Source organism: Hahella sp. HNIBRBA332, from assembly GCF_030719035.1.
In the GTDB taxonomy this organism is placed as follows: Bacteria; Pseudomonadota; Gammaproteobacteria; order Pseudomonadales; family Oleiphilaceae; genus Hahella.
This window is the reverse complement of record NZ_CP132203.1, coordinates 4,120,598-4,144,254: the sequence shown is the minus strand read 5'-3', so window position 1 is coordinate 4,144,254 and position 23,657 is coordinate 4,120,598. Positions and strand designations below refer to the sequence as shown.

The 23,657-nt window shown below is 55.4% G+C and carries 25 protein-coding genes and 1 riboswitch; of the genes, 9 read left to right on the top strand and 16 right to left on the bottom strand.

The genetic code is table 11. From position 1 onward, the window contains the following. Window positions 1-39 precede the first annotated feature (39 nt). From O5O45_RS18260 to O5O45_RS18245, 4 genes are all read right to left on the bottom strand, one after another. Window positions 40-603 carry a BPSL1445 family SYLF domain-containing lipoprotein gene (locus O5O45_RS18260; RefSeq protein WP_305900796.1) on the bottom strand — a complete coding sequence of 188 codons (564 nt, stop codon included), beginning with the start codon at window positions 601-603 and terminating at the stop codon, window positions 40-42. Window positions 604-680: 77 nt separating this feature from the next. Continuing rightward, window positions 681-1,811: a sterol desaturase family protein gene (locus tag O5O45_RS18255; RefSeq protein ID WP_305900795.1), complete on the bottom strand. Its 1,131-nt coding sequence runs from the start codon at window positions 1,809-1,811 to the stop codon at window positions 681-683. 181 nt (window positions 1,812-1,992) lie between these two features. Then, window positions 1,993-2,820, bottom strand: a complete 828-nt coding sequence (locus tag O5O45_RS18250; RefSeq protein ID WP_305900794.1) for a DUF2145 domain-containing protein — start codon at window positions 2,818-2,820, stop codon at window positions 1,993-1,995. 22 nt (window positions 2,821-2,842) lie between these two features. Next, a complete protein-coding gene (locus O5O45_RS18245) occupies window positions 2,843-3,172 on the bottom strand; it encodes a hypothetical protein (protein ID WP_305900793.1) in 330 nt (109 codons plus the stop codon). Window positions 3,173-3,431: 259 nt separating this feature from the next. On the opposite strand from O5O45_RS18245, the gene O5O45_RS18240 reads away from it, so the two are divergent. Then, window positions 3,432-3,707 (top strand): hypothetical protein, encoded by a 276-nt coding sequence (locus O5O45_RS18240; protein WP_305900792.1) that lies wholly within the window; start codon window positions 3,432-3,434, stop codon window positions 3,705-3,707. A gap of 13 nt (window positions 3,708-3,720) precedes the next feature. Here the strand turns inward: O5O45_RS18240 and O5O45_RS18235 are convergent, their stop codons facing one another. Further along, window positions 3,721-4,572: a hypothetical protein gene (locus tag O5O45_RS18235; RefSeq protein ID WP_305900791.1), complete on the bottom strand. Its 852-nt coding sequence runs from the start codon at window positions 4,570-4,572 to the stop codon at window positions 3,721-3,723. A gap of 213 nt (window positions 4,573-4,785) precedes the next feature. Between O5O45_RS18235 and tpx the strand changes: the two genes are divergently transcribed. Beyond that, window positions 4,786-5,283 (top strand): thiol peroxidase, encoded by a 498-nt coding sequence (gene tpx / locus O5O45_RS18230; RefSeq protein ID WP_305900790.1) that lies wholly within the window; start codon window positions 4,786-4,788, stop codon window positions 5,281-5,283. Between the two features lie 68 nt (window positions 5,284-5,351). Here the strand turns inward: tpx and O5O45_RS18225 are convergent, their stop codons facing one another. The 4 genes from O5O45_RS18225 to O5O45_RS18210 form a co-directional block, all read right to left on the bottom strand. Continuing rightward, window positions 5,352-6,032: an alpha/beta hydrolase gene (locus O5O45_RS18225; protein WP_305900789.1), complete on the bottom strand. Its 681-nt coding sequence runs from the start codon at window positions 6,030-6,032 to the stop codon at window positions 5,352-5,354. 8 nt (window positions 6,033-6,040) lie between these two features. Continuing rightward, window positions 6,041-6,475, bottom strand: coding sequence for a GNAT family N-acetyltransferase (locus O5O45_RS18220; protein WP_305900788.1), 435 nt, complete (start codon window positions 6,473-6,475; stop codon window positions 6,041-6,043). Window positions 6,476-6,625: 150 nt separating this feature from the next. Then, on the bottom strand, window positions 6,626-7,423 hold the full coding sequence (locus tag O5O45_RS18215; protein ID WP_305900787.1) for an ABC transporter permease: 798 nt from the start codon (window positions 7,421-7,423) through the stop codon (window positions 6,626-6,628). 21 nt (window positions 7,424-7,444) lie between these two features. Beyond that, window positions 7,445-8,068 (bottom strand): ABC transporter ATP-binding protein, encoded by a 624-nt coding sequence (locus O5O45_RS18210; protein ID WP_305900786.1) that lies wholly within the window; start codon window positions 8,066-8,068, stop codon window positions 7,445-7,447. Window positions 8,069-8,402: 334 nt separating this feature from the next. Between O5O45_RS18210 and O5O45_RS18205 the strand changes: the two genes are divergently transcribed. After that, window positions 8,403-9,464 (top strand): tRNA-queuosine alpha-mannosyltransferase domain-containing protein, encoded by a 1,062-nt coding sequence (locus O5O45_RS18205; RefSeq protein ID WP_305900785.1) that lies wholly within the window; start codon window positions 8,403-8,405, stop codon window positions 9,462-9,464. 18 nt (window positions 9,465-9,482) lie between these two features. Here the strand turns inward: O5O45_RS18205 and O5O45_RS18200 are convergent, their stop codons facing one another. From O5O45_RS18200 to thiB, 3 genes are all read right to left on the bottom strand, one after another. Then, the gene (locus O5O45_RS18200; protein ID WP_305900784.1) at window positions 9,483-10,094 is read right to left on the bottom strand and encodes an ATP-binding cassette domain-containing protein; all 612 of its coding nucleotides are present in this window, start codon (window positions 10,092-10,094) and stop codon (window positions 9,483-9,485) included. After that, window positions 10,087-11,658, bottom strand: a complete 1,572-nt coding sequence (locus tag O5O45_RS18195; protein ID WP_305900783.1) for a thiamine/thiamine pyrophosphate ABC transporter permease ThiP — start codon at window positions 11,656-11,658, stop codon at window positions 10,087-10,089. Before O5O45_RS18195 ends, O5O45_RS18200 begins: the two co-directional genes overlap by 8 nt. Window positions 11,659-11,722: 64 nt before the next feature. Then, window positions 11,723-12,742 carry a thiamine ABC transporter substrate binding subunit gene (gene thiB / locus O5O45_RS18190; protein ID WP_305900782.1) on the bottom strand — a complete coding sequence of 340 codons (1,020 nt, stop codon included), beginning with the start codon at window positions 12,740-12,742 and terminating at the stop codon, window positions 11,723-11,725. Between the two features lie 51 nt (window positions 12,743-12,793). Then, a riboswitch (TPP riboswitch) is annotated at window positions 12,794-12,932 on the bottom strand. Window positions 12,933-13,049: 117 nt separating this feature from the next. Between thiB and O5O45_RS18185 the strand changes: the two genes are divergently transcribed. Further along, window positions 13,050-13,610 (top strand): GNAT family N-acetyltransferase, encoded by a 561-nt coding sequence (locus O5O45_RS18185; RefSeq protein WP_305900781.1) that lies wholly within the window; start codon window positions 13,050-13,052, stop codon window positions 13,608-13,610. Window positions 13,611-13,640: 30 nt separating this feature from the next. Continuing rightward, the gene (locus O5O45_RS18180) at window positions 13,641-14,465 is read left to right on the top strand and encodes a phosphotransferase (RefSeq protein WP_305900780.1); all 825 of its coding nucleotides are present in this window, start codon (window positions 13,641-13,643) and stop codon (window positions 14,463-14,465) included. A gap of 169 nt (window positions 14,466-14,634) precedes the next feature. On the opposite strand, the gene O5O45_RS18175 is transcribed toward O5O45_RS18180, so the two are convergent. Next, the gene (locus O5O45_RS18175; protein ID WP_305900779.1) at window positions 14,635-16,587 is read right to left on the bottom strand and encodes a sensor histidine kinase; all 1,953 of its coding nucleotides are present in this window, start codon (window positions 16,585-16,587) and stop codon (window positions 14,635-14,637) included. 10 nt (window positions 16,588-16,597) lie between these two features. Further along, window positions 16,598-18,829, bottom strand: a complete 2,232-nt coding sequence (locus O5O45_RS18170; protein WP_305900778.1) for a putative bifunctional diguanylate cyclase/phosphodiesterase — start codon at window positions 18,827-18,829, stop codon at window positions 16,598-16,600. 253 nt (window positions 18,830-19,082) lie between these two features. Between O5O45_RS18170 and O5O45_RS18165 the strand changes: the two genes are divergently transcribed. Beyond that, window positions 19,083-19,808, top strand: a complete 726-nt coding sequence (locus tag O5O45_RS18165; RefSeq protein ID WP_305900777.1) for a glutathione S-transferase family protein — start codon at window positions 19,083-19,085, stop codon at window positions 19,806-19,808. 4 nt (window positions 19,809-19,812) lie between these two features. On the opposite strand, the gene O5O45_RS18160 is transcribed toward O5O45_RS18165, so the two are convergent. Then, a complete protein-coding gene (locus O5O45_RS18160) occupies window positions 19,813-20,361 on the bottom strand; it encodes an SRPBCC family protein (protein WP_305900776.1) in 549 nt (182 codons plus the stop codon). A gap of 201 nt (window positions 20,362-20,562) precedes the next feature. Between O5O45_RS18160 and O5O45_RS18155 the strand changes: the two genes are divergently transcribed. Next, a complete protein-coding gene (locus O5O45_RS18155; protein ID WP_305900775.1) occupies window positions 20,563-20,883 on the top strand; it encodes a hypothetical protein in 321 nt (106 codons plus the stop codon). 93 nt (window positions 20,884-20,976) lie between these two features. Here O5O45_RS18155 and O5O45_RS18150 read toward each other — a convergent pair whose 3' ends face one another. Further along, window positions 20,977-21,708: a sulfite exporter TauE/SafE family protein gene (locus O5O45_RS18150; RefSeq protein ID WP_305900774.1), complete on the bottom strand. Its 732-nt coding sequence runs from the start codon at window positions 21,706-21,708 to the stop codon at window positions 20,977-20,979. Window positions 21,709-21,846: 138 nt separating this feature from the next. Here O5O45_RS18150 and O5O45_RS18145 point away from each other — a divergent pair, with 138 nt between their 5' ends. Both O5O45_RS18145 and O5O45_RS18140 read left to right on the top strand, forming a co-directional pair. Next, window positions 21,847-22,728: a LysR family transcriptional regulator gene (locus O5O45_RS18145; RefSeq protein WP_305900773.1), complete on the top strand. Its 882-nt coding sequence runs from the start codon at window positions 21,847-21,849 to the stop codon at window positions 22,726-22,728. 129 nt (window positions 22,729-22,857) lie between these two features. Further along, on the top strand, window positions 22,858-23,481 hold the full coding sequence (locus tag O5O45_RS18140) for a response regulator transcription factor (RefSeq protein ID WP_305900772.1): 624 nt from the start codon (window positions 22,858-22,860) through the stop codon (window positions 23,479-23,481). Window positions 23,482-23,657: the final 176 nt, after the last annotated feature.

Sequence of the window (23,657 nt, the reverse complement as noted above, 5' to 3'; positions counted from 1 at the left end):
GCGTTGAGACGCCCTTCTTGTGTTCGCCTCAGGAAAAGACTATTTCACGATAGGCGTGATCTTGGAGCCTTCCAGGGAAACGCCCGCCATCAGGCCTTTGTTGGAGACGACAAAGGCGATGATAGGCTCTTGTATGGTGTTGGTGTCGATTGACTTGCCTGCGCCGAATTCCGCAATGGCGACGCTGCCGTCAACGCCGACTTCCCAGCCTTCGCTTCGTGTGAACTTGTTAAGCGCATCGGACGTCATGAACAGCATGACGACAGTTTTCTCCTGCACTCCCGCCTGAAAGCCGATTGATGCGGAAGCTATGTTGTAATAGCTCTGAATCGCGCCGCCTTTCACCAGTGCGCCTTCACCGTACTCGCCGCCGACAATGAAGCCGGCTTTCAGTATTTCAGGAAACACCAATACGCCTTGCGCTTTGGCGGCGAGTTCTTGTCCAGAAGGGACTTTGTTGTAGAAGACTTTCAGGGCGGCGTTCACTTTGGCGTCAATTTCGACTTTAGACGCCGCTGAAGCGTTGAAAACGACGCCAATAATCAATAGCAGGGAATAAATGAGTTTTTTGGTTTTTATCATCAGATGCATACTTCCAGTCATTGAATGAGTCCCCTTTATTATAAACCTAACAAGCCCCGGTAAAACTGTGGTTTTCCGGGGCGCATCAATAGATTGAGTTATTCGTCGTATCCGAAAGGAAACATATGCTGGCGCACGATGCCTTTTGGTACGGTTTTGTTGTTCAGCAGTCCGTAACTTTTTGGCCATTCTTTACCAGGCAGTTTGAATGTGCCGAACAGCATATCAATAATCGGTAAGTGAATTGCATAGTTCTTATAGGCGTAAGCAGGGTCATCCGCGTGGTGCCAGTGGTGATACTGCGGTGTCACCAGAATGTATTTCAGAAAGCCGAAGTTGAAGTTCAGGTTGGCATGCGCCAGCACGGCTTGCACTCCCACCAGAATAACGTATGCATTCAGCGCTTCGGCGGAAAAGCCCAGCAGGAACAAAGGAACCATAACCACGCTGCGAGTAATCAGTATTTCAACCAGGTGTACGCGGGAGCCGGCCAACCAATCCATGTGCTTGCTGGAGTGGTGCACTGCGTGGAACTTCCACAGAAAAGGCACAGTGTGATACAGGCGGTGGAACCAGTACTGAGAGAAATCAGCCATAAATACAGCCAGCAGAAACTGCGCCCAGACAGGCATGGATTGAATGGCGTCACGCAGGAAGTCTGAGGCCACCCAGCCCACTAAAAACGAGGAGGAGGATGTGGTGAAAATCAGAATGAACTGCACCAGCATATGGCTCATAAAGAAGTAAGCCAGATCGGTGCGCCACTCAGGACGCAGCGTATGCGTTTCCGGCTTTTGCGCGAATGTGCGCTCCATGGGAATAAAGACGAGGGCGGAGAAGAATAGCGCCAGAATGAACCAGTCCAGGCCCAGCGAGTAGGGCGTCTCGCCAATGCTGTTGAGCTGAATGTCTGCGCCGCCGGCGATTACTGCAGCGGTGGAAAACAGAACCCCGGTCATACTGAGGCGCTTTTGTTGATTCAACAGGAAGCTGAGCAGTCCCAAAATGAAAGAGGCGGAGAGAGCGACCAGCAGGAGAGTGCGAGCGAACTGCTCGGTGTAAACCTGACGCAATTCCTGCGTGGTCAGATACTCAGGGAAATGGAAACACAAAACAGCAAGGAAACTGAGAATGCCAAGCGTGGCGGAAATGTATCCGGAGATACGGCCCTGGCCAAACTTAAAAGGAGCATGACCGTGACGGCTGAGATAATCGTTGATCAGTTTCATAATGTCTTCCCGAGGGTAAGCGTTAAATATCGCATAAGCGAGATGTCGTCATGGAAGCCATCATGGAGTATTTCCGGGTGTCCGGCTATCAACGCTTTTCGGGTGCTGGTATGTTCGCAGTTAAGTATCGATAACCGATACCAAATACCAGGAAGGCTTTAAAACGGATCAATGTCGCAGATCAGGGATATACTACAAACACCTCATCGGCCAGAGACTGGCTTTTCAGGAAATCGGCGATAGCGCCGAAAGTGGTGGTTCTGATGTCGCCAGAATGGTCAGAGGTACGGAATTCCTTCGCTATCAGCGGCGCAAGCAGTCCTTTTAACGGCCCAAGCTTGATTTCTTGCGGCTGGAACCATGCGCGTTCATTGACTTTGATCTGCTTAATGCTATCGGTTTGATAGATCGATGCGAAAAGAATGTCCAGCACATACTCCGTGCAATTCTGATACTTGCTGTTGAACGGGTTGGACACCATCGAATAGTTCTTGTTGTGGACGTTCTCCAAAATGCCCGACTCTAGACTTTGCAGAATCCGCTGCTGCAAGGCCGGGGCAGGTATGATGACGCCGGCTTTTAACACTTTGGCTCCAGAGAAAAAGTCGATGGGATAATCCATCGCCAGATGACTGCGACGGGGATTGTCATCGTCTTGATATAAATTGTGGATGGCGTACCCCTTGAGCGTCTCTCCCTGCTCCGTGGTGATGGTGGAGTAGACGGCGAGTCCGGTATGGGTGAATTCCACGCCTTCTGGGAGATCCTTGCTGGGGACGCCTTGCCTGGCCAGCAAGAAGACGTATGCGCCTCGCGCTGCGGCGGTTTTCTCGACTTTTTTCGCAAAGAGGGCGATTTCTTCCGCTGTGAAAGGGGAAGGCCCCTCTTGTTGGCGACTTCCGCCGTAAGCGTTGGACTGAAATAAAAAGAGGCTTACGGTCAGCGCCACAAGCCGGACTAACGCAGCAAATACGATGCGTGTTCCCGAAATGGAGTCTAATGCGGACATGGTAAGCCTCTTGTACATTGACTTAGCGGGCGGCGACTGCTAATGCGGGAGCAGGGCCTGCGGTCACGTTTTCATCAGATACTTCCAGTGACCCGGACTTCTTGCCGGTAGCGCTGTTCCACAGTGGTTCAGCGATCTTGGCGCTGGCTTCGCCAACCACAGCAATGGCTTTAAACGGAACCGCCGCGGCGCCTGACGCCAGTTTGACGCCGCCGGAGACAGTGTTGGTTGTCGCTTGTGCGGAGTGGGTCGCAGCTTGAGAGAAATGTTGCATACTGTCAGCCGCGAAGCTGGTGGATGCGAACAGCAAACAGGCGCTTGCTGTTAACGTAGAGATCATTTTTATCGCCATAGCGTATACCTCACTTTCTTGTGTTGCTGAAAAAGGTCGAGGACGCAAACGTCGTCAACCTCAAGGCCGAGCCAGCATGAACCTGGGCTGAACAAAATCGATAGTAAGTCAGGTAAAGTCGCATGTTGTGGACTGAAAAGTATCGTCATTCACGACTTTGACTATGGTAAAAGGGAGGGGGCGTTGAGCTTTTCACATGGCGGAGAGGTTTTTATTCTATAGTGAACACAGGGCGAAAAATCTTTTCAGAGGACGATCTATGACAACCAAAAACAAAGGTTTGACCAATCACGAAGTCACTGTTTGCTTAAAGGGGGGAGCGGTGCTGGGGCCCTTCAAGGCGACCTGGAGCACGGAGGTGGTCAGTGATGTAAGAGAGTTGCTGAAAGACTACGACGCTTTCTTGCAAACCGGTAAGCAAACGCGTTTTAAGTACCATTTACATGACTCGGATAAGCGCCTGTCTCACACATTGGTGCTGCACTTCACCAACGTCACCGGCATCTATGACTGCGTGGAATTAAGCGAAGGCTGAGCGCAGAGAGCGCTCAGGATTGGCGTACGTAAACCCAGTTGGTGGCGCCGTTATCGCAAACGATAATGGCGTCCGACAAACCGTTGCACTGGTTGATGTCCGACGGCAATTCTTTCGAATAGCGAGACTGGATCGCCATGGCGGATTTATCCCGTTTAAGGAAGCCGTACATGGTTTCAAAACGGTCTGAAAAACTCAGATTTTGCTTTTGGATATCCTTGAAGGAGTAATAGAACTTGGTGAAGCTCATAGTGGCGTCGCCCAGGCCTATCTCCAGCATTTTGGGAATATAGACGCGATAGGCTTGAGACAGATAGTCCTTCACCGCGGCTTCATTGGCGGGATCACCCTGGAAAGAGGGCAGGTTTAATTTGTTGCCCTCCGTCAGAGCGCCTTGCTTCAAAAACTTGTTCTGCTTGTTGGTCGCCAGGTGATATTGGTGAGAGCCGCAGGTTATCTGATCCTTGTAGAGCAGGCAGTCGTTGGCTGCGGGAGCGCTGGAGCGGGAGGCTGGTTGCTCATCCGTCTTGGGCTCAGAGCGAGAACTATTACTGGAAGCGGTTGCAGGAGGCGTGGCGGCGGACTCGGTTTTCCGCGGTTTCTGCGACTTGCCGGCGCCGGGCAGCGATAACCCCAGCTTGGTGGCGGGACGTTTAAGCAGCAACGCCTGAATCTGGCGGTCGTTGCGGCGAAAATCCTCCAGTTTTGGCAGCGTGGCTCCTTCACCTTTGTCCTGAATTTCGCAGTAGAGACGCTCCATATCGGTGCGGGCCTGAGCCTGGCAGTCCGCCAGACTGTGCGAGCTGAACGCAGCAGCGCCAAGCAATACGGATGTTTGTGCAAGAGAGAGTATTTTATTTTTCATAGGGCGCTAGCATAGCGGATCGGCGGGACTAAACTGAATAGGCCATTTTTCAGCCTGCCATAAGGTCATTGTCGCTTCTCATATGCCTGGGTGCTGCTTGCCAAGATTTCATCTCTCCGCAATGGGATTTGTGCTAGTTTTGTAAACGGCCCTGCCTTCCCGCTGGATTCAGGGATTTCCGTTCAATTACTTACCTGTCGAAAAGGATAAAACATGGCTTCTATCACCTTAAAAGGCAATCCGGTTGAAACCAAGGGCGACCTGCCTGCAGTCGGCTCCAGCGCGCCGGATTTCACCCTGGTCAAACCTGACCTGTCCGAGGCGACGCTCAAGGATTACGCCGGCAAGCGTCTGGTGCTGAATATTTTCCCCAGCGTGGATACTCCTACTTGCGCCACGTCCGTTCGCAAGTTCAACGAGAAAGCAAGCAAGAAAGACAACACTGCCGTCCTGTGCGTGTCCGCTGACCTGCCATTCGCCATGGCGCGTTTCTGCGGCGCGGAAGGTTTACAGAACGTGGATAACGGTTCGGTATTCCGTAATGCCGAGTTCGGTGATCGTTATGGCGTAACGGTGATGACCGGTCCTCTGAAAGGACTGTTGTCACGAGCGGTTGTGGTTATCGACGAATCCGGCAAGGTTCTGCATACCGAGCAGGTGGCGGAAATCGCCGACGAGCCAGATTATGAAGCGGCGCTGTCTGCGCTCTAAGCGGTTAGCGAGGCGTGTGAACGCTTGAGGAAAACCAAACCGGCGCGTTTAGCGCGCCGGTGCGAAGGTTAGGCCAGCACTTTCTGCATCCACGCCGATATATCGTGAATCTCTTCCAGACACACACTGTGATCCATCGGGTAAGTACTGTACTCCGGCGCATACCCCATTGTCTGCAGGTGGCCGAGGGCGGCCCGTCCCAGACTCTCCGGCACGACGGAATCCACGGTTCCATGACAGATACGGATGGGAATGTCGCGATTCGCCGGGTCAGGCTTCAGGCTGGCGATGGTGGCCAGATAAGTGGAAAGCCCCATCAGGCCCGCCAGTGGTTTAGGGTAGGTCAACGCGGTCTGATAGGCGACCGCTCCGCCTTGGGAAAAGCCCGCCACGATAATGCGGCGACTGTCTATGCCGCGTGCGATCTCTCTGTCCACTAATGCGCGCACTGCGTTGGCGGATGCTTGTAAGTGCGCTTCGTCCACTTTGCGTTCGATATTCATCTCCAGAATGTCATACCAGGCCGGCATGACGTAACCGCCATTGATCGTGACAGGGATAGACGGCGCATGGGGAAAGATGAAACGCACCGCCATATCTTCAGGCAGACGCAGCTCCGGCACGATCGGGGCGAAGTCGTTGCCGTCGGCGCCGAGGCCATGCAGCATGATGAAGGCGGCGTCCGCCGGTTTATTGGGCTCAATTTCAATGTGAGGCAGTAGTGCTTGAGTGGGGGCTAGGGTAGTCACGTGATAGATTAACCGATGCTTTTTTCCAGAATGGATTGTTGTTTCATATGTTCGAAGCCAAGTTTGCCATAAAACTCCAGCGCTTCCAGCCGCACGGCGTTGCAGCGCACGCGCAGTCGTTCGCAGCCGCGCGCCAGCAGCCACTCTGACGCCGCCATCACCAATTGTTTGCCCACGCTTAAACCGCGTCCGTTCTCGTCCACCACCAGACTGATAATCTCGCCAAAGCATCCTTCCGCCAGTCGAACGTCAATACTGGCTTGAATGCAGCCGACGGCGACGCCGTCTTTTTCTGCGATGAAGGTTTCGCCGCCTCTTTTGGCTATCTGGGTGATTCTATCCGATGTCTCCTGAGGTGAGACGGCGTAACCCAATTGCGTCATTAAATGGGAGATGGGAGTTGCGTCGGCGCAAGAGGCCGCTCTGATATCGATGGTCAGCATAGGCGTAGTCGGATTCGCTAGGTTGGAGTCTGGCCCGAGCCGGGCGTCTGACGGCTGGTTGTGCGTCTAATATAGCCTGAAACGGGAGCGTAAAGAACTGTGGCCGATCTTGGCTTTGAGCGATGACGTTCTGATGACAGCGTGCGCAGATCATTTCAACGCTAGACGATCCAGGCGCAAACGATGGCGCTCGTCGAACAGACGCCAGATGGCCAGTCGGTTGGCGATCCAGGTTCCAAAGCCGGTGGCGGCGACAATCATCAGAAATATCATGATCTGATAGGCGACGGCGGTTTCCGGCGGACTGCCCGCGAGAATCTGTCCCGTCATCATACCCGGTAGGCTGACGACGCCAGCGGTGGCCATGCCATTGATAGCCGGCGTCATGCCTGCATGCAAAGCCTGTCGGCGCTGGTCTTGGATCGCTTCCTCGGCAGGTTCGCCCAGCATGAGGCGACCTTCGATAAGGTCTTTCTGATTTCTGGCTCCGGCGGTCAGACGATCGAGGCACAGTGACACCCCATTCAGAGTGTTGCCGAGAATCATGCCCAGCAGAGGAATGGCGTATTGCGGTTGATACCAGGGCTCAGGTTGGATAAGCGCCAGCAGGACAATCAAAATCATGGAATATGAGCTTGCCGTCATGGCGAACAGACCGATGCGGAAAGTCCAGCCTTCCGTGAATCTGTGTTCTTGTCGCGCGCCGACTTCTCGTCCCGCCATGGCCGCCATAAACAGACTGACCATAAGCACCCAGGGTAAGGAGGTCTGGGCGAACAGAAATTTCAGCGCCATACCGATCAAGCTCAGTTGGATGGTCAGGCGCGCGACGCCGATCAGTATGCCTGAGCTGAGGTCCGGCGCCTGTCGCCAGTTGATCCAGGCCAGACTGCACACCAACAATGCGCACAAGCCCAGGTCCCAGATGCTTAAATGAATAATGCTCATCGTTCAGCCTAAAAACGGCGCTCAAACTTGGAAAGTGGGAGTGAGCTCGCTCAGTTCTCTCACTTTATCGTCAATGATGTTCCAGAAGCGATTGGCCAGGCGCAGACACTGCTCCTGATCGTGGCTGACCAGGCAGATCGCCCGGCCGGGCTCCGCCAGATAGGCGGTCAGCATCCGCTCGACGCGCTCACGATTGCGGTTGTCCAGATTGGCGCTCGGCTCATCCAGCAGCGCGACGGCGGGCGCGCGTGACAGGGTTCGGATCAGGCCCAGGCGTTGACGTTCACCGCTGGAGAGGCGGCTCGCTTCCCAGCCCGCCACATCAGGATTGAACCCGGCTTTTTCATACCAGGACGGCGGCATGCCGGCGGGCATGTGCTCTCCCACGGTGGGCAGCCACCAGCGGCATTCGCTGGGAGTGAGCATTACCCTGCGTCGCCACTCCGGCGCAGGAATCCGATCACAGGCTTCCCCGCGCAAGAAACAGGTTCCAGAGTGCGGGTCCAGATCGGCGATGGCGCGTAATATCAGACTTTTGCCACAGCCGGACGGGCCGCTCAGAGCGACGCAGTCACCCTCGTAGAGGTGATTGGAGAAAGGTTTGAGAGAACCTATGGCTAGGTCTCTAAGTGACAACAGCGGCATTGCGTCAACCTGCTCACGCTCGTGAGTATCACGAAGGTCTGCTGAAAATCAGGCCAGGGGAAATTGTTCGCATACAGCTTGCGGCGCCGCATTGGCGACGGGACGGAAGTGCTCCGCCAGGGTCGCTTTTGAACGCGCCGCTCAATAAAAGTCTATCGTAAAAATCGTATAACGCCCGTAAAACTTTGTGGAATTATGGGCGGGGTTTTTAGGCCATTTAGAGACGTTTTCTAACTCCCTGATTGTTATTAACATGCCAATATCATTGCCATATTAATAATAACCGGGCGCTGAAACATAGCGAGGCCGCCAACATCCAGAAAACGGATCACTCATGAAAATACTGCTGCTATCCGCCTACGATGTAGACAGCCATAAACGTTGGCGACAAGGTTTGCTCGATGCGTTCCCAGAACACGATTGGGTTTCGCTCACCCTGCCGCCTCGCTTCTTCCGCTGGCGCATTCGCGGTGCGCCGATCAGTTGGAGTCTGTATGAAGACGAAGCGCTGCACAGGGCATATGATCTGGTCGTGGCCACTTCCATGGTGGATGTCGCCACTCTGCGTGGGCTGTATCCGAATCTGGCGGCGACGCCGTTGCTGGTCTACTTTCACGAAAATCAGTTGGCTTACCCCTGTTCGGAGGAGCAACACGATAGTATCGATCCCGCCATGGTGAATATTTACGCCGCACTGGCTGCTGACCGAGTCGTTTTCAACACGACGTTCAATCTGGAATCCTTTCTTGCCGGTCTGGAGAATTTGATCAACCGTTTGCCGGATGCGGTGGACGCAGAGCTGTGTCGCCGCATACGCGATAAAAGCCTGGTAATTCCGGTCCCATTGGAAGACGAACTATTGCGCTTTCCACGGGAGGAAAAGGGAGATGGGCCACTGACCATCGCCTGGAATCATCGGGTGGAATACGACAAAGGCGTGGATGATCTATTGATGATTGTGCGAAGACTACGGGCGAGGACGCATGACTTTCAGCTCGTCTTGCTCGGACGCCGCTTCCGACAGGCGCCTCCCGCCTGGAGCCAACTGCAGGAAGAGTTCGCTGCGCATCTGCTGTTCGATGATTACGCAGAAAGCCGCGAAGATTACTGGCGCTGGCTGAGTCGTGCGCATGCGGCGCTATCCACGGCTCAGCATGAGTTTCAGGGCTTGGCGATGATGGAGGCGGCGGCGCTTGGGTGCGCGCCAGTGACGCCGGACCGTTTGAGCTATCCTGAACTGTTTCCGCTGAACCGCCGCTATCGGGATGCGGAGGAAGCCGTGGATTTATTGCTGGGCGCTCGCTCTGTGCGCCCCTGCGATATGCGCGAGTACGCCTGGAGCGCGTTGCGCGGCGTTTATGCCGATGTGTTGAGTAAAACGGCGGATCGGTCGTGATTGCTCACGAGTGACTGTCTAAACGACGTTTGCGTCGTCGAGATGAATCGCGCGGTGCGCAAGCCGGCTGACGTCCTCGCTTTGATGGGTGACCATCAACAGGGTTTTGCCGAATCGCTCCGCCATCGTGCGGGTCCACTCGGTGGCGAGGCGACGGGTGTCGGCATCCAGCTCCGAAAAGGGCTCGTCCAGTAGAATTAACGGTTCTGGCCGCAGCATCGTGCGCAGCAGAGCGGCCCGCTGACGCTGCCCTCCTGAAAGGCGGCCGGGAAGTTTGTCCAACTGGTCGGCGATCCCCAAAGCCTGGGCCTGTGTAGGGATCTCGGAGTGCATTGCAACGTCCACCCCCAGCTTCAAATTCGCCATGACAGTGAGGTGTTCGAACAGGTTGTAATCCTGAAACAACATGGCGACCGGTCGCTGTTCTGGCGGCGTGTGGGTGAGGTCCTTGTCTTCCCACGACAGGTGACCTGCCTCCAGCGCGACAAAGCCAGCGATGGCCTCCAGCAAGGTGGATTTCCCCACGCCGCTGACACCTTGCAGGGCGATGATTTCCCCTTGGGCGACTTGCAGATCGTAATGCAGGGTGCGGGCGCCCCGTTTAATTTGAAGTGCGCGAATTTCAAGCATGTCGGGGGGATTGCTTCTCCAGATAAAAAATCAGCAGGCCGCAGACGCCCAGGAATACCATGGAGGCCAGTGAGGCTTCATTCAGGCGATAAGTGCTGGCGTAACCGTAAATCAGCCAGGGCAGGGTGACGAAGTCCTGGTTGCCGAAAATAGAGTAAATCGCCACGTCTCCCATAGCCAGCATGCCGACGAAGGCGGCGGCGGTGCGAATGGCCGGCGCCATATAGCTCCATTCAATGCGCCGGCGCTCCCAGGAAGTCAGTTTCAGAGAGAGAGCAAGGCGATGATACTGGCTGTCGAAGTTCAATAGCGCAGGCTTCAACTGCGATGCAGCGAAAGGAACGGTGATCAACCCATTAATCACCGCCACCAGCCAGATACCCCAATGATCCAGATCCAGGTGCGGCAACAGCAACACAAACAGTCCTACGGACAGCACCATGGCGGGCACCGCCAGCGAATGCGAGGTGAGCCAGTCCAGCCACAGCGCGGCGGGGGATTGTTGCATGCGAGCGCGACGATAGGGGCGCAGGGCGCTGTAGGCGAGACTGATCGACAACACCGTAGAGACGACGCCCAGGCCAAGTGTGACCAGTAATGGGCGGCTCAGAGAACGCCAGAATTCGATACCCACGTCGCCATGAACCACGCGCGGCGTCAGCGCCAGCAGCGGCGCTAATAAAAACAGCCAGCCGCAGAGGTAGAGCAGGCGGTACGCCAACTGTTCAAGACCCGTCGCCGGGGGGCGCAGTTGCGCCGGCGCGGAGGCGGGACTGAGCCAGGACACTTTGCCGCAGAACGACACCAGCAGAAATGCGGAGCCGGCGATCAGCAACTGCACCCAGGCCAGCGCCAGGGCTTCGGAGATATTGAAGTCGTATTTCAGCGCCTGATAAATGGCTACTTCCAGAGTGGTGGCTTTGGGACCGCCGCCCAGCGCCAACACCACGGCGAAGCTATTGAAGCAAATGACGAAAATAAAGCCCAGCAATAGCCAGGTAGCGCTGTGCGCCGCCGCCCATTCCAGGCGCCAAAAACGCTGCGCGCGGGTGAATTTGAGCTGGCGCGCCAGACGCCAACTGGCGTCAGGAATGGATTGCAGGCGCAGATACAGGGTGCGCACCGCAAACGGCAGATTAAGGTAGATATGCGCGATCAGGATGCCGCTCAGGCCGTACAGGTTCCAGTCGTCTCCCAGCAAAGGGCTGAGACTGCCGGATCGACCCAGCAGACTGATGATGCCGGTGATCACGATCAACGTCGGCATCACAAAACAGAGTACGCACAAACTCAGAAACGCGCGTTTGTGCGTGCTGTCTTTGAGATAGCTGAGCGCCAACGCCATCGGCCAGGCCAGCGCTACAGAGAGCACTGCGCTCAACGTCGCCTGCAACAGGGTGAAGCGCAGGATGGCGAGAAAGTAGGGATCGCTGAAATAGCTCCAATCGAACTCACTGCGATTGAAACCGATCAGACCGCCGAAGGCCAGGGCCGTTGCGGCGGCGACCAGACACAGAGCGGGCCAGCCCGCCCATTTGCCTGTGGTGAATGCACCCAGCTTCATCAAAGTACAACCTGCATGGAAAAAGCTGACAAGTTAAGACAATAAATTAAAGTCGCGGCGGCGCTTATTGAGCGACGGCGCCGCGCCATTCTTTGATCCATGCTTTACGGTTTGCGGCAATATACTCTGGCGTCAGCTCAATGGGCTTCGGCTGAATCAGCGTATCGAAGGCTTCGGGCAGCTTGACTCCCTTGCGGACCGGCAGCATCCAGTTGGTCACAGGGATAACTTCCTGGGCTTCTTGAGAAATCAGAAATTCAAGAAAGCGATTGGCCAGTTCCTTTTTCTCGCTGTTCGCCGCGATGGCGGCGACTTCCACTTGCATTACATGGCCTTCGCTGAATAGCGCCGCCTTGTACTGCGATTTGTCTTCCGCCACTTGGTGATAGGCAGGGGATGTGCTGTAACTGAGAACGTAATCCGCATCGCCTTCCAGGAACATGCTGTAGGCTTCCCACCAGCCTTTGGTGACGGTGACCGTATGCTGCGCCAATTGCTTCCAGGCCTGTTCCGCCTGATCGCCGTACGCGCTTTTCATCCACATCATCATCCCCTGGCCCGGCGTGCTGGTGCGCGGGTCCTGGTAAATCACGGAGGCGGAGGAGTTCACCAGCTCCTGCAGAGATTGCGCCGGCTGTTTGATTTTCTGGCTGTCGTAGATGAATGAGAAATAACCGTAATCGAAAGGTACGAAGTCTTTATCGCTCCATTTCAGCACTGGCGTCAGGGCGTCAAAGGCGACCGAGTGCGGTTGCACCAGACCTTCTTTGCGGGTTTCTTCTATCAATCCGGTGTCCAGGCCCAGCACCACATCCGCTTTGGCGTTCTTGCCTTCGATGCGCAGCCGGTTGAGAATGCTGACCCCGTCTTCCAGGGCGACGAATTTAAGGTCGCACTGACAGGTGGCTTCGAAGCTTTTTTCCAGCGCAGGTCCGGGCCCCCACTCGCTGACGAAGGAGTCGTAGGTGTAGACCGTCAGCTCTTCCGCAGCGCTCGCGCTGGCGGCGAAAGTCGCGACAGAAACGGCGATAAGCGTGCGGGCGGCGCGGGATACGGATGCAGTATGATGAAACAGGTTGTACATGGAAGCTCCTCTAAACAGCGAGGCGCGGAAGCGGCGGCTTGATCCAGGAAGCGATCAGCCGGCCTCATTTCCTACGCCAGCATTAACTGGATCAGGTTCTACGGGTACACTCTCAGCCTGACTGGCGTGTGTTCGAGCGCAATGGCGCATCGAATAAACGCAGTGGAGTCAGGCGCCCCGATGAGACTGCCCGGATTCTAACCAAAAGCGATGGGACAATCTACGCGGACGCGGGATATTTTGCAGTGAGGAAACTCTGTCTGCGGTTGCCTGATGCGAGTAAACCTTAACAAGGAGTCAAGACAGGATGGCGTTTACAAAGATGGAAACCGAGCGTTTGACGCTGCGGGTGGTGAGTCCGGAAGACGGGCCGCTGCTGAACCAGACGATAATAGAGTCTCTGGATCAGTTGCAGCCCTGGCTGGACTGGATGACGCCGCCGCCGAGCGTGGAGGAGACGGTTCGCTGGTGCCGGCAGGCTTACGCACGCTATCTGCTGGAGGAAGAGGTGAATCTGATGCTGCTGCGCAAGGAAGACGGCGCATTGGCGGGAGTGTGCGGTTTGCGTAAAGCCAACGCCGCTTTGCGACATCATGAAGTGGGGTATTGGGGGTCGGCGCGCCTGCAAGGCGCTGGTTATATGACTGAGGGTGTGAAGGCTTTGGCGGAGTATGCGCTACTTGAGCTGGCGGCCAGCCGGGTTTATCTGACTACGGACGAACGCAATCTCAGCAGTCGCAAGCTGGCTGAGCGCGCCGGATTTCAGCTTGAGGGCGTGTTGCGCAACGAGCGCATGGATAACCAGGGACAGTTTCGTCACACCTGCGTGTACGCGAGAATTGCGGCAGGAAACTGGACTACCCATTAACCTGTAATACCCACAATCATTGAGAACGGCATGAGCGATATCCTGCAGCCACAAGACCCCACACAACGCCCGTTTGTTACGGAGCGACTGCGGGCGGCTGACGCCTTTCTGGGGGCGGAGATGGACTGGCGGCTCATGCTGGCGTCAGGGCACAGCAATATGCTGTTTCGAGCGCAAGGGCCGCAAGGCGATTTGGTGCTGCGTATCAACGCCAGCTCGCTGCGCGCCTTTGGCGTTGATCGGCGGCTTGAGGCGGAGGTGCTGCAACTGATCCAGAGCGCTGGCTGGGCGCCGAGAGTGCTCTGTAACGCGTGGCGGGAAGGTTGGCTGTTGATGACGCATCATGGCTCCAGCCTGACCGAAGCCGGCGATCAGGACGTCGCCTCGCAACAGACCCTCAGGCAGTTACTGGCGTTCGTCGCAGATCTGCAGTGTATCACCGAAGGGCCAGCATTTGATTACCAGGCTTTGATGGCGCTCTATCGACGTCGTCTACAGGAGCGCGCCGCTGCGGCTGCACATCAGGCCTGTCTGCAGCAACTGGAAGATGCGTTTTCCGCTATCCCCAACGACACCATGGCGCTGACCCACCATGATCTGCACTCAGGCAACCTGTGTCTGGATCAAGGACAGCTGATCGTACTGGACTGGGAATATGCCGGCTTGGGCTGGCCCTGGCTGGACATGGCCTCGCTCCTGCAACACCACGACCTGGAAGCGGATGACCTATACGCCTTGCCCGCCTGCGCCAACTTGAGCGCAACGGAAATCGAACAGCGACTGCAACTTGCCGCGCATATCAATCAACTCCTTGAGCAACTTTGGTTTGCGGTGAGAGAGGAGCAAACTGGGTGATTGATTTTATCCTTTTTGAACTTCGCCAAATAAAACCTGGACCAGCCCGGCCACTAAAGTGACTCCAAGACATACGCATGCCCAACTCAGACGCATATGCAAAAACAAGTATTTCAAAGAGCGAGGGGAGGGTTAAAGTTGTCCTTACCGCAGATATTTTCCGTCGACTCTAATAAGTTATAGACGCATCCTGAGACCCGAAGTCTGACTCTTTCTCTTCTTCCTGGCCTTTTCCTTCATTCTGTTCAGCTGTGGCGGGCGCATGCAGCGGTAGCTCTATTTTGACCACACAGCCGTGTCCAACGGCGCTGGAGATGTTGATGGTTCCTCCCAGCACGTTGGTGACCAGTTGGTGCGTCAGGTGCAATCCCAGGCCGGTGCCGCCCTGGTTGCGTTTGGTGGTGAAGAAAGGGTCGAAGACTTTGGGCAGGTTTTCCGGCGGGATGCCGGCGCCGTTGTCCCGGACTTCTATTTCAGCAACCTGATCGTTGCGGCGTTGAGCAGAGAGCCAGACTCTGCCTTGCGGCATCTCCTGAAACGCGTGTTTCATGGAGTTGTTGACCAGATTTTCCAATACTTGGCTCAATGCGCCGGGGTAGCTGTCCAGCTCCAGACCTGGATCAATATCCGTCACCAGTTGGTGTTCTCTCTTGTGAATACGCAGCCAGGTGGTCAGCAGCATGTCCTCAATCAATCCTTTTAGTGAGAATATTCTTCGTTCCGCGCCGGCGCGGTCAGTGGCGAGCTGTTTAAAGCTGTGCACCAATTGCGCCGAGCGGTTGAGGTTGCTGAGGATGATGCCTGAGCCTTGTTCGAAGCGGCTAAAGTAGTCGTTCATATCCGAGCGACGCAGACCGCGTGCGAAGGCTTCTTTTAACTCTTCCGCTTGCCGCTGCATGGACGACAGCGTCACCAGGGAGGCGCCGATAGGCGTATTGAGTTCATGGGCGACGCCGGCCACCATCATCCCCAGGGATGACAGTTTTTCCGCTCGAACCAGTTCGTCCTGAGTGCGCATCAGGTTGTCCAGCGATTCTTGCAACAGGGTATTGGCGTGCTCCAGCTCGCTGCTCCGCACTCTCAGTTGAGCGTTAAGCGTGTCTCGTACGGCGTCGGCTTTGGCGATGCGGATGGAGGCAAAAAACAAAATCACCCAGAGCGCGATGATCAACCCAAGGGTGGTGGCGAGCGCTTCCCTCTGTAGCGCTGAGATAGCGGCGGCGTCCACATTTATTACCAGTTTCCAGTATTGGTCGCTCTTGCCCCGGTTCGAGGTGGGCGAGAACGTTGTGAACAACCAGAGGCCGTCATCATCCGTAAAGGTCCCGTAGTTGGTGTTGATGATGCGATTCCACCCTTCAGGATGCCGGGCGCCAAAGCGCAGTTCATTGCGCTTGAACATGAAGCCCCACTCGTCTTTGGAATTATTGCTTAGCAGCCAATATCCATCGGAATTCAGCAGGTGAAGGCGCATGCTGGAAAGCAGATGTAAATTGCGCAGGGCTTGCAGCATCAAATTGGCTTTGTAGTTCAATACTACCAGACCGTTGTGCTCGCCATGGCCTTTATGAATAGGGGAGACCGCGCGAAGCACAGGGTTATGCGGAATCTGGATCGCGCCATGCTCGACATTTAGGTCCAATGGAGAGAAGTAGATTTCTTCCGGGTTCAGCGCCATGCCGGAGATGAAATAGTAACGGTTACTTTTTTCCTGCAACTGTTCTTCGGGAATGCGTATCGCCTGAGCGCCGAACATTTCTATGCGCACTAACTCAGTGCCGTCAGGGCCCAGCCAGCGTACTTGGTCGTAGATGCCGGAGGCTTCTGAAAAGTCCTGCAACAAGGTTGCGGCGTTTTGTTTATTTTCCGGCGTCGCGTTGCGAAGCGCTTTATTGTGCGCCAGGAAGCGAATGTCCGTAGCCAGATCGCCGAAGTTTCTCGCCATTGTCTCGTAGGCTGAGCTGAGCGATCCGGAAGCGGTCTCCTGCAAGGGAGACAGCTTATTATCCAGCAGGTAGTCGTACAGAAAGAAGGAGAGGGCCAGCAGCAGAATGCTCCAGGGCGCGATGAAATTCAGCAGGCGTTTGCGAATGCGGTAGAGGGAGGGCTCCTGGATAGTCATAAGGTTTGCGTCAGCGTCGTTGAGCCAGCCATTGCAGCAGGTCGTCCACCACCATCGGACGGGCGTACAGATAACCCTGCACGTTCCTGCAACCGTTGTCGAGCAACCATTGCGCCTGTTCCTTGGTTTCTACCCCTTCAGCGATAATGTCGAGATTGAAGCTTTCCCCAAGCTGGATAACCGTTTTGGCGATCGCGGCGGCGCCTTTGTCAGTAGTGACTTTATCAATGAATGATTTATCGATCTTCAATCTGTCCACCGCAAGGCGGCTCAGATAAGCCAAGGAAGAAAAGCCGGTGCCGAAGTCGTCTATGGCGACGGCGACGCCAATTTCCCGCAGACGCTCCAATTTATCCCGCACCAGTGAGAAGTTATGCATGACCGTGGACTCGGTGATCTCGACTTCGATTTGCTGGGGGCTGACGCCAACAGCCTCTGCGCTGCGGATGAGAGTGTCCACCATATCGTCCTGTTCGAACTGAATGACGGAGTAGTTCACGCCAATGCGAATATCGCGGTAACCGGCGTCCTGCAAGCGATGGCAGGCGGCGCAGCCCTGCGTGAGAATCTGTTGCCCCAGAGGCAGGATCAGGCCGGTGGTTTCCGCCAGAGAAATAAACTGATCCGGCCGGATATGGGCGCCGTCCTCCATGCGCCAACGCGCCAGCACTTCGACCCCGGTGACTTGATTGGTTTCTATGTCCACCTGCGGTTGCAGCACGGCGAAGATACTCTGTTTGGTCAACGCGTCCTGCAGCGCCTGTAGCAGGTGAAAGCGGCTGGCAGCGGCGGCTTCGGCTTCCGGATCATAAGTGGAATGCTGGCGAATGCCGCGTTTTTTCGCCTGCTTCAAGGCGATGCCGGCGCGAGTGATAACCTCCGGCGGCGAGCTGTCAGGATGATTGAGCGGATAGATCACGGTGCTGATGTTAAGCAGCTTTAAACTTTTTTCGCTGACGGAGAGACCATTGAACAAGCCGTCCAACTTGTCGACGGAGACTTCTTCGACGCTTCCCAGCACCGCGAACAAATCGTCTTTGACCCGGGAAACCTGAACGGTTCCCTTGAAGGCGTCCTTGAGCCGGCTCGCCACCAATTTCAAAACCGAGTCGCCGTAGCGCGCGCCCAGTACAGTGTTGATGCTGGCGAAACCGTCTATATCCACCAGCATCAGCTGATATTGGTTTCTGTCCGTGCGGGAGAGAATTTGGCTCAGTCTGCGCAGCAGCGCATTGCGATTGGGGATACGCAGAGTGTCGTCTTCATAGGCCAGGCGCTCCAGTCGGTTGAACAAGGAGACGTTTTGCAAGCCATTGGCGATATTCAGGCTGAATACACGAATCAGCTCCTGCTCGGTAGAGTCGAGGGAGTGGCCCGTTTCAATGTAGGCCGCGTAATCGGCGGCGCCGATAGGATCAAGGAAAAACAGGCAGGTGTAGTCTGCCTCGTGAATGGACTTGCGTGTCTGCAGACACCGGTTCAGGTGCTCTCGCACGTTGGGCTCTTCAAACTCCATCAGGGTTTTGCCGATGCAGTTGGAGTAAATCCCCGCCGCGCCGATGATGTAGCTTTCCCGACTTTCAGGCTTGGAGGTCGTATACGCTTTGGCGCACACCAGCCCGTCAGGGGGCAGCCCCAAGAGTTTGGCCAGTTCCGCCAGCATGCGCGCAGAAAATTCCTGCAGGTTTTTGGCGGAATAAACGGAATCACTGGACTCGGCGATCAACTGCAGACCCCGTTTCGCCCGCGCAATTTCCCGAATCTGGATATAAGAGCGGGCGCAACCGGTCAACACGGTTTGCAGCCGCGTGTCGGTCAGCTCGGATTTGGTCCAGTAATCATTGATATCGTACTCTTTCATCACGTCCAGCATGGGCGCCATACCGGGCTGTCCTGTCAGCAGCACCAAACGGATCTCCGCGTTGCCGAGCACTTCGCGGATGGCGCGTACGAGACGGAGGCCCGCGTCGTCAGTCTCCATCACCACGTCTATCAAGGCGATAGCGATATCGGCGTGTTCCGACAGCAGCTTGGAGGCTTCCGCGTAACTGTAAGCGCGTAGTAGCTGGATGCGGCGATCTAAAATATTCAGGCCGGCGAGTGCGAACTCTGTAGAGCGTTGATAGTTGAAGTCGTCATCGACGGTGAGCACCTTCCAGGCTTCCCGCGTAGTTTGCTCCGGTAAGTCCGGCTCATCTTGCGCGAAGCTGATGACATCGTCGTCCATCGGCATGGTTTCCATAATGTCCTTCCGTTCTATATACCCCTGTCAACTTGGTCCCGACCTTGTCAACGTTTGGCTGGAAGGCGCGTCATTCAAGGGATGCGCGCGAGGAACAGCCTTGAAAAAAGCGGATATTTTGAAGATAGAAGCGCGGAGTCCCACTGTCAACACAGGATGTGACAGTGCCTTATAATTTAATCAATCCGTCTTATATTCAAATCGTTTGCAGCGTATTCTGGCTAAGGTTTTTTCTATCTCAATGGATGGACGCATGATTACTCTCTATCAGTTCCCTATTTCTCATTTCTGTGAAAAAGCGCGCTGGGCGCTCGACTATAAAGGGCAGGAATATGAGGTGAAAAACCTGATGCCCGGGGCGCATATTAAAGCCATTAAAAAAATGGCGGGGAAGTCCACGGTTCCGGTCATTGAGCATGACGGAAAAATTGTGCAGGGCTCGGCGGAAATCATTAATTATCTTGATGGCCTATCGTCGGAGAGACCTTTGACGCCGGTGGAGCCGGGAGCAAGATCCGCCGCCCTGGAGTGGGAAAAATATCTGGACAGGGAAATTGGCGTCTCTATCCGCTGTTATTGTTACCACTATTTATTGACGCGTCCGGATCAGGTGATTCCCATGCTGGCGCATCGCGGACCCTGGTATGGCAAGTGGGTGTTGCGTCTCGGCTTCGGCAAGTTAAGCAAGATCATGCGCAAGCACATGCGTATTAATGATGAAACGGCGGCGGACTCATTGCGTCGCATTCAGGCGGCGCTGGCCCGTATCAATGAACGAGTGGGGAACGACGGTTATCTGGTGGGAGACTATTTTACTCGGGCGGATCTGACCGCCGCGGCATTGTTGACGCCGTTTCTGCAGCCGGAATCCTTCGATATCCCGTGGCCGCAGGACCCGCCGCCGGCGCTGGCGCAAACCGTCAAAGTGCTGGAGCCGCAGCTACAATGGGCGCGGCGGATCTACGCCCGTTATCGTTGATCCATCAACTGGCGGCTCCAGAGCTTTCAAGGCGCTGCTTCAGGCTTTGCAGTCCCTCTTCGTACATGGGCCCCAACAACCTTTCCAGTAGCAGGCCGATATAACGGTTGAACAGGTTGAAGCCGTGTTTGGCGCCGAAGCCCCAGGTGACTCTCACTCCCGTGTCGGCGGGTTGCAGGCGGTAAAACGCAGATGCCTGACCGTTATCGCCAAAATCCAGCGCCACTTGAATTTCCTCCATCTCTTTGACGGCGACAATTTCCTGATAACCCTGACCCACTTTCGGGTCGTCGCTGCGCCAGCTCATCCTGGCGCCTACGCCGGACTGCGGCCCTGAAAACTGGTATTGGGCGTTGGGGTCCAGCTTTGCCCAGGGCGACCAGTCGTTAAAGTTGCGGTAGCTATTGAGGAAATCAAACACCTGCCGCTGCGGTGCGTTAATCACCACACTGCGTTCGACATGAGTGGAGTCGGGTAGAAAAAAACCGACGACAATGGCCAATACAATGACGCCAAGCAGGGTTTGCCCAGTGGATTTAAGCGCTTTCTTCATGGAGGTTTTCTCAATTTATTTATTATTGGGCGGAAGCGTGTGGCGACGCCCACTGCAATGTAGCCCCTGGCGTCAGCTTTGCCAAGATGCTGTGAGCCCGGTTTAAACCGGGGATAAATATTCGGTTTTTCATTCAGTTAAGGTTCACGTTAGCCGGCTTATCGTAACAACTGTGATCGATAGACCTGCGAGGAATTAAAAATGAAAAAGTTACCGATGTTGTTATTGACCCTGGGGCTGGCGATCGCCGGCGCATCCACTTCCGCTGTGGCGCATGACGGCGGACGTCACGACGGTCAGCGTTACGATAACCACCATAACCATGGTCATCACGATAACCGTCGTCATCGTGGCGGACATCATAAGCATCATAATCGTCACTACCACCATCGTCGTCACCATCACCGTCATCATCGTTATTACAGACATCATGACGACCGTAGATGGGATGATCGCTACAGCTACTACAACCAACGCCGCTACAACGATGACGGCATTGTCGTAGTCTTTCCTATCAAGTAAGCATTGCGGACAGCAGGACGAGGCCCGGAGACGCAGCGGCATAGCGCTGACTCCGGACTCTCATGAATGGATTTAAACCGTCACTGGCGGCGTTCAGCCGAACGCCAGCATCTTGACTGCGGCGATCGCCGCCATGCCCCGTATCAACCATTTAAACTGGTTGATGTTCAGCTTTTTCAGCAGCCAATAGCCTGCCAACGATCCAACCAGTAGTCCCGGCAATCCGGCAAGACTGCGCAGGATGATCTCCTCATTCAGAAATCCCGCCGCCATCAGCAATGGAACCTTGGCGCTGTTCAGGATCATGAACGCCCACGCCCGAGTTCCCACATACGTTTCCTTGGACAGACGCTGCTCCATCAGATACAGGCTGAGCAGAGGACCGGCGGCGTTCGCGGTCATGGTGACGAATCCGGACAGCAACCCCATGGCCTGGGTGGCCGCCGGATGTCGCATGAGGGCGGAGGGGCGATAATCCAGCCAAAGCCCCAGAGCCAGGATCAACACAATCATGGCGCCGAGTAACAGGGTGAACTGTTCTGGATTGATGCTGGACAATAACCAGATGCCCAGACCTATGCCGATCATGGCCAGAGGCAGCAGACGCAGCACGATGGGCCAGGAGGCGTGTCGGCCATAGCTTTTCACCGCCAGAATATCCGTTGCGATGTACATGGGAATCAAAATCCCCAGCGCTTCGGGGCCGGGATAGGCGATAGCGATAATCGGCAGGATGAGCAGCCCCATGCCGCCAATGGAGAACTTGGAAAAGCCGGTGATAAACCCGGCTGCGAGAATGCAGAAGAATGCGGTATCAAAGTCCATACAACCCTCTCAGATCTTGACGGGGCAAGCTTACTCCGTTATATGAACGCAAAATAACGATATATATCGCTCAAGTTGATCGATGCTATCGATTGGTATTGTGGTTTAAATTGGCGGGACTTTCAGGGGAGATCGAGCATGACCAATGAGCAGTTACGCGCATTCGTTGGCGTGGTGGAGCATGGCAGTTTTCGCGCCGCGGCGGCGGCTCTGTTTAAAACACAGTCTACGGTCAGCGCCGCGGTGGCGGCCCTGGAGCAAGAGTTCGATTTGCAGTTGTTCAGCCGTGAAACCTATCGACCGACGCTGACCATTGAAGGCAAGGCATTGTTCCGGGAAGCCAAGGCGCTGCTGTCCAAAGCCCATGATCTGGAAATGCTGGGCCATCGTCTGGCCCAGGGCAAAGCGCCGGAGCTGTCCATTTCCCTGAGCGCCATGTGCGCGCATTTGCCGGGGTTGGATACCTTGAAAGCGTTCGCTAAAAAACGTCCTGAGATGCGCCTGCATTTGCATACGGAGCACTTGTCCGGAGTGTTGGAGCAACTGCTGCTGGAAAAAGCGGAAGTGGCCATTGGTCCCCAGGTCGGTCTGGATGATCGCTATGAGTTTACCGAGGTGGCGAAAGTCACCCAGGTCACAGTCGCAGCGCCAGGCTTTGTCGAAGCCGGCGCGGACGGTGTGGTGCGTCATGCGCAACTGCGCAATCGGCCGCATATTCTGATCGCCGACAGCGGCTCCCTGGCGCCCTTTGATCATGTCAATGTGATTCCCGGCGGCCATCGCTGGTATGTGAATGACTTCCTGATGAAAAAGGGACTGCTTCTGTCTGGGATGGGCTGGGCGCGGATTCCCCTGCATATGGTGGACGCCGAGTTGGAGCGGGGGGAACTGACGTTTCTGCAGGTGGAGAACTTCCCCTCGCGCAGTTTGGTTCCCATTTATCTCATTCGCTTGCGCAATCAATTGTTATCGCCGCTGGCGCAGGAATTCTGGGATGAAATGTTGGGCGCTTCGCTTTGACATTACCCGGACTCTGTCCAATAGTTATCAATTAACTGAGGGCGCTTCGTATTGGATGGCGCTTGGGGGCGGCGAGGATAACAATAAGGGTCCATCCGTGTTTTTCTGCTTGGGATAAGCAAAAACGCCATGAAAGATACGTGCGTATATATCATCGAAGATGACCAGATGCAGGCGGATCTGCTGTCGGCGATTCTGGAATCCTATGGTTACCAGTCCAAAGCCTACGGCAATCCGAAAGCGTTTTTATCTGAGTTCCGCAATGATCACAATTGCGTGATTCTCTCCGATATCATGATGCCGGACATGACGGGGCTGGACTTGCTGAACAGGATGTCCGAAACCGGTTACCTGCCGCCGTTGATATTGATGACTGCCTACTCCACGGTGCCGGTGGTGAAAGAAGCGTTGCAGGGCGGCGCTTTTGATTTTCTGCTCAAACCCATCAGCATTACTGACGTCGGGCCGTTGCTGGAAAAGGCCGTGGCCCACGAAAAACTGCACCGCGAACGCTATAAGAAACGCCTCGACATTCAGCACTCCATCGCCCAGCTGACCGCTCGTGAGAAACAGATTTACGATCTGCTGTTACAGGGACTCAGCACCAAGGAGATGGAGGCCAGACTGTTTATCAGTCCCCGCACTATTGAGACGCATTGCCGCAACGTGTTGGCGAAGTTTGACGTCTCCTCCATCAAGGATCTGCTGGTCAAAGTGCTGCCCTTGGCGGCGGAGAAGAATGGCGTAAGCTGACTGGCTCGCGTTTTGCCCCGCCAACCTGCTGCGCGCGTCTTGTCCCATGGCCGCCTTGCATCCTTTGACGCTGGCGACCAGCGTCTCCTCGGTTAAGTATTACTACTGAGAACCTACCTGATATTTCAGTAAGCGTACGAATCCTTTTGCCTGGGCAAAGTGCGTATTCTGTGCCT

Excerpts from the sequence above, each read along its gene's own strand:
- O5O45_RS18240 (WP_305900792.1), top strand. The coding sequence starts at position 3,432 with ATGACAACCAAAAACAAAGGTTTGACCAATCACGAAGTCACTGTTTGC.
- tpx (WP_305900790.1), top strand. The coding sequence starts at position 4,786 with ATGGCTTCTATCACCTTAAAAGGCAATCCGGTTGAAACCAAGGGCGAC.
- O5O45_RS18205 (WP_305900785.1), top strand. The coding sequence starts at position 8,403 with ATGAAAATACTGCTGCTATCCGCCTACGATGTAGACAGCCATAAACGT.
- O5O45_RS18170 (WP_305900778.1), bottom strand. The coding sequence starts at position 18,829 with ATGGAAACCATGCCGATGGACGACGATGTCATCAGCTTCGCGCAAGAT.
- O5O45_RS18145 (WP_305900773.1), top strand. The coding sequence starts at position 21,847 with ATGACCAATGAGCAGTTACGCGCATTCGTTGGCGTGGTGGAGCATGGC.
- O5O45_RS18220 (WP_305900788.1), bottom strand. The coding sequence starts at position 6,475 with ATGCTGACCATCGATATCAGAGCGGCCTCTTGCGCCGACGCAACTCCC.
- O5O45_RS18140 (WP_305900772.1), top strand. The coding sequence starts at position 22,858 with ATGAAAGATACGTGCGTATATATCATCGAAGATGACCAGATGCAGGCG.
- O5O45_RS18195 (WP_305900783.1), bottom strand. The coding sequence starts at position 11,658 with ATGAAGCTGGGTGCATTCACCACAGGCAAATGGGCGGGCTGGCCCGCT.
- O5O45_RS18175 (WP_305900779.1), bottom strand. The coding sequence starts at position 16,587 with ATGACTATCCAGGAGCCCTCCCTCTACCGCATTCGCAAACGCCTGCTG.
- O5O45_RS18250 (WP_305900794.1), bottom strand. The coding sequence starts at position 2,820 with ATGTCCGCATTAGACTCCATTTCGGGAACACGCATCGTATTTGCTGCG.
- O5O45_RS18260 (WP_305900796.1), bottom strand. The coding sequence starts at position 603 with ATGACTGGAAGTATGCATCTGATGATAAAAACCAAAAAACTCATTTAT.
- O5O45_RS18255 (WP_305900795.1), bottom strand. The coding sequence starts at position 1,811 with ATGAAACTGATCAACGATTATCTCAGCCGTCACGGTCATGCTCCTTTT.
- O5O45_RS18185 (WP_305900781.1), top strand. The coding sequence starts at position 13,050 with ATGGCGTTTACAAAGATGGAAACCGAGCGTTTGACGCTGCGGGTGGTG.
- O5O45_RS18150 (WP_305900774.1), bottom strand. The coding sequence starts at position 21,708 with ATGGACTTTGATACCGCATTCTTCTGCATTCTCGCAGCCGGGTTTATC.
- O5O45_RS18210 (WP_305900786.1), bottom strand. The coding sequence starts at position 8,068 with ATGCCGCTGTTGTCACTTAGAGACCTAGCCATAGGTTCTCTCAAACCT.
- O5O45_RS18155 (WP_305900775.1), top strand. The coding sequence starts at position 20,563 with ATGAAAAAGTTACCGATGTTGTTATTGACCCTGGGGCTGGCGATCGCC.
- O5O45_RS18165 (WP_305900777.1), top strand. The coding sequence starts at position 19,083 with ATGATTACTCTCTATCAGTTCCCTATTTCTCATTTCTGTGAAAAAGCG.
- O5O45_RS18160 (WP_305900776.1), bottom strand. The coding sequence starts at position 20,361 with ATGAAGAAAGCGCTTAAATCCACTGGGCAAACCCTGCTTGGCGTCATT.
- O5O45_RS18180 (WP_305900780.1), top strand. The coding sequence starts at position 13,641 with ATGAGCGATATCCTGCAGCCACAAGACCCCACACAACGCCCGTTTGTT.
- O5O45_RS18200 (WP_305900784.1), bottom strand. The coding sequence starts at position 10,094 with ATGCTTGAAATTCGCGCACTTCAAATTAAACGGGGCGCCCGCACCCTG.
- O5O45_RS18245 (WP_305900793.1), bottom strand. The coding sequence starts at position 3,172 with ATGGCGATAAAAATGATCTCTACGTTAACAGCAAGCGCCTGTTTGCTG.
- thiB (WP_305900782.1), bottom strand. The coding sequence starts at position 12,742 with ATGTACAACCTGTTTCATCATACTGCATCCGTATCCCGCGCCGCCCGC.
- O5O45_RS18235 (WP_305900791.1), bottom strand. The coding sequence starts at position 4,572 with ATGAAAAATAAAATACTCTCTCTTGCACAAACATCCGTATTGCTTGGC.
- O5O45_RS18215 (WP_305900787.1), bottom strand. The coding sequence starts at position 7,423 with ATGAGCATTATTCATTTAAGCATCTGGGACCTGGGCTTGTGCGCATTG.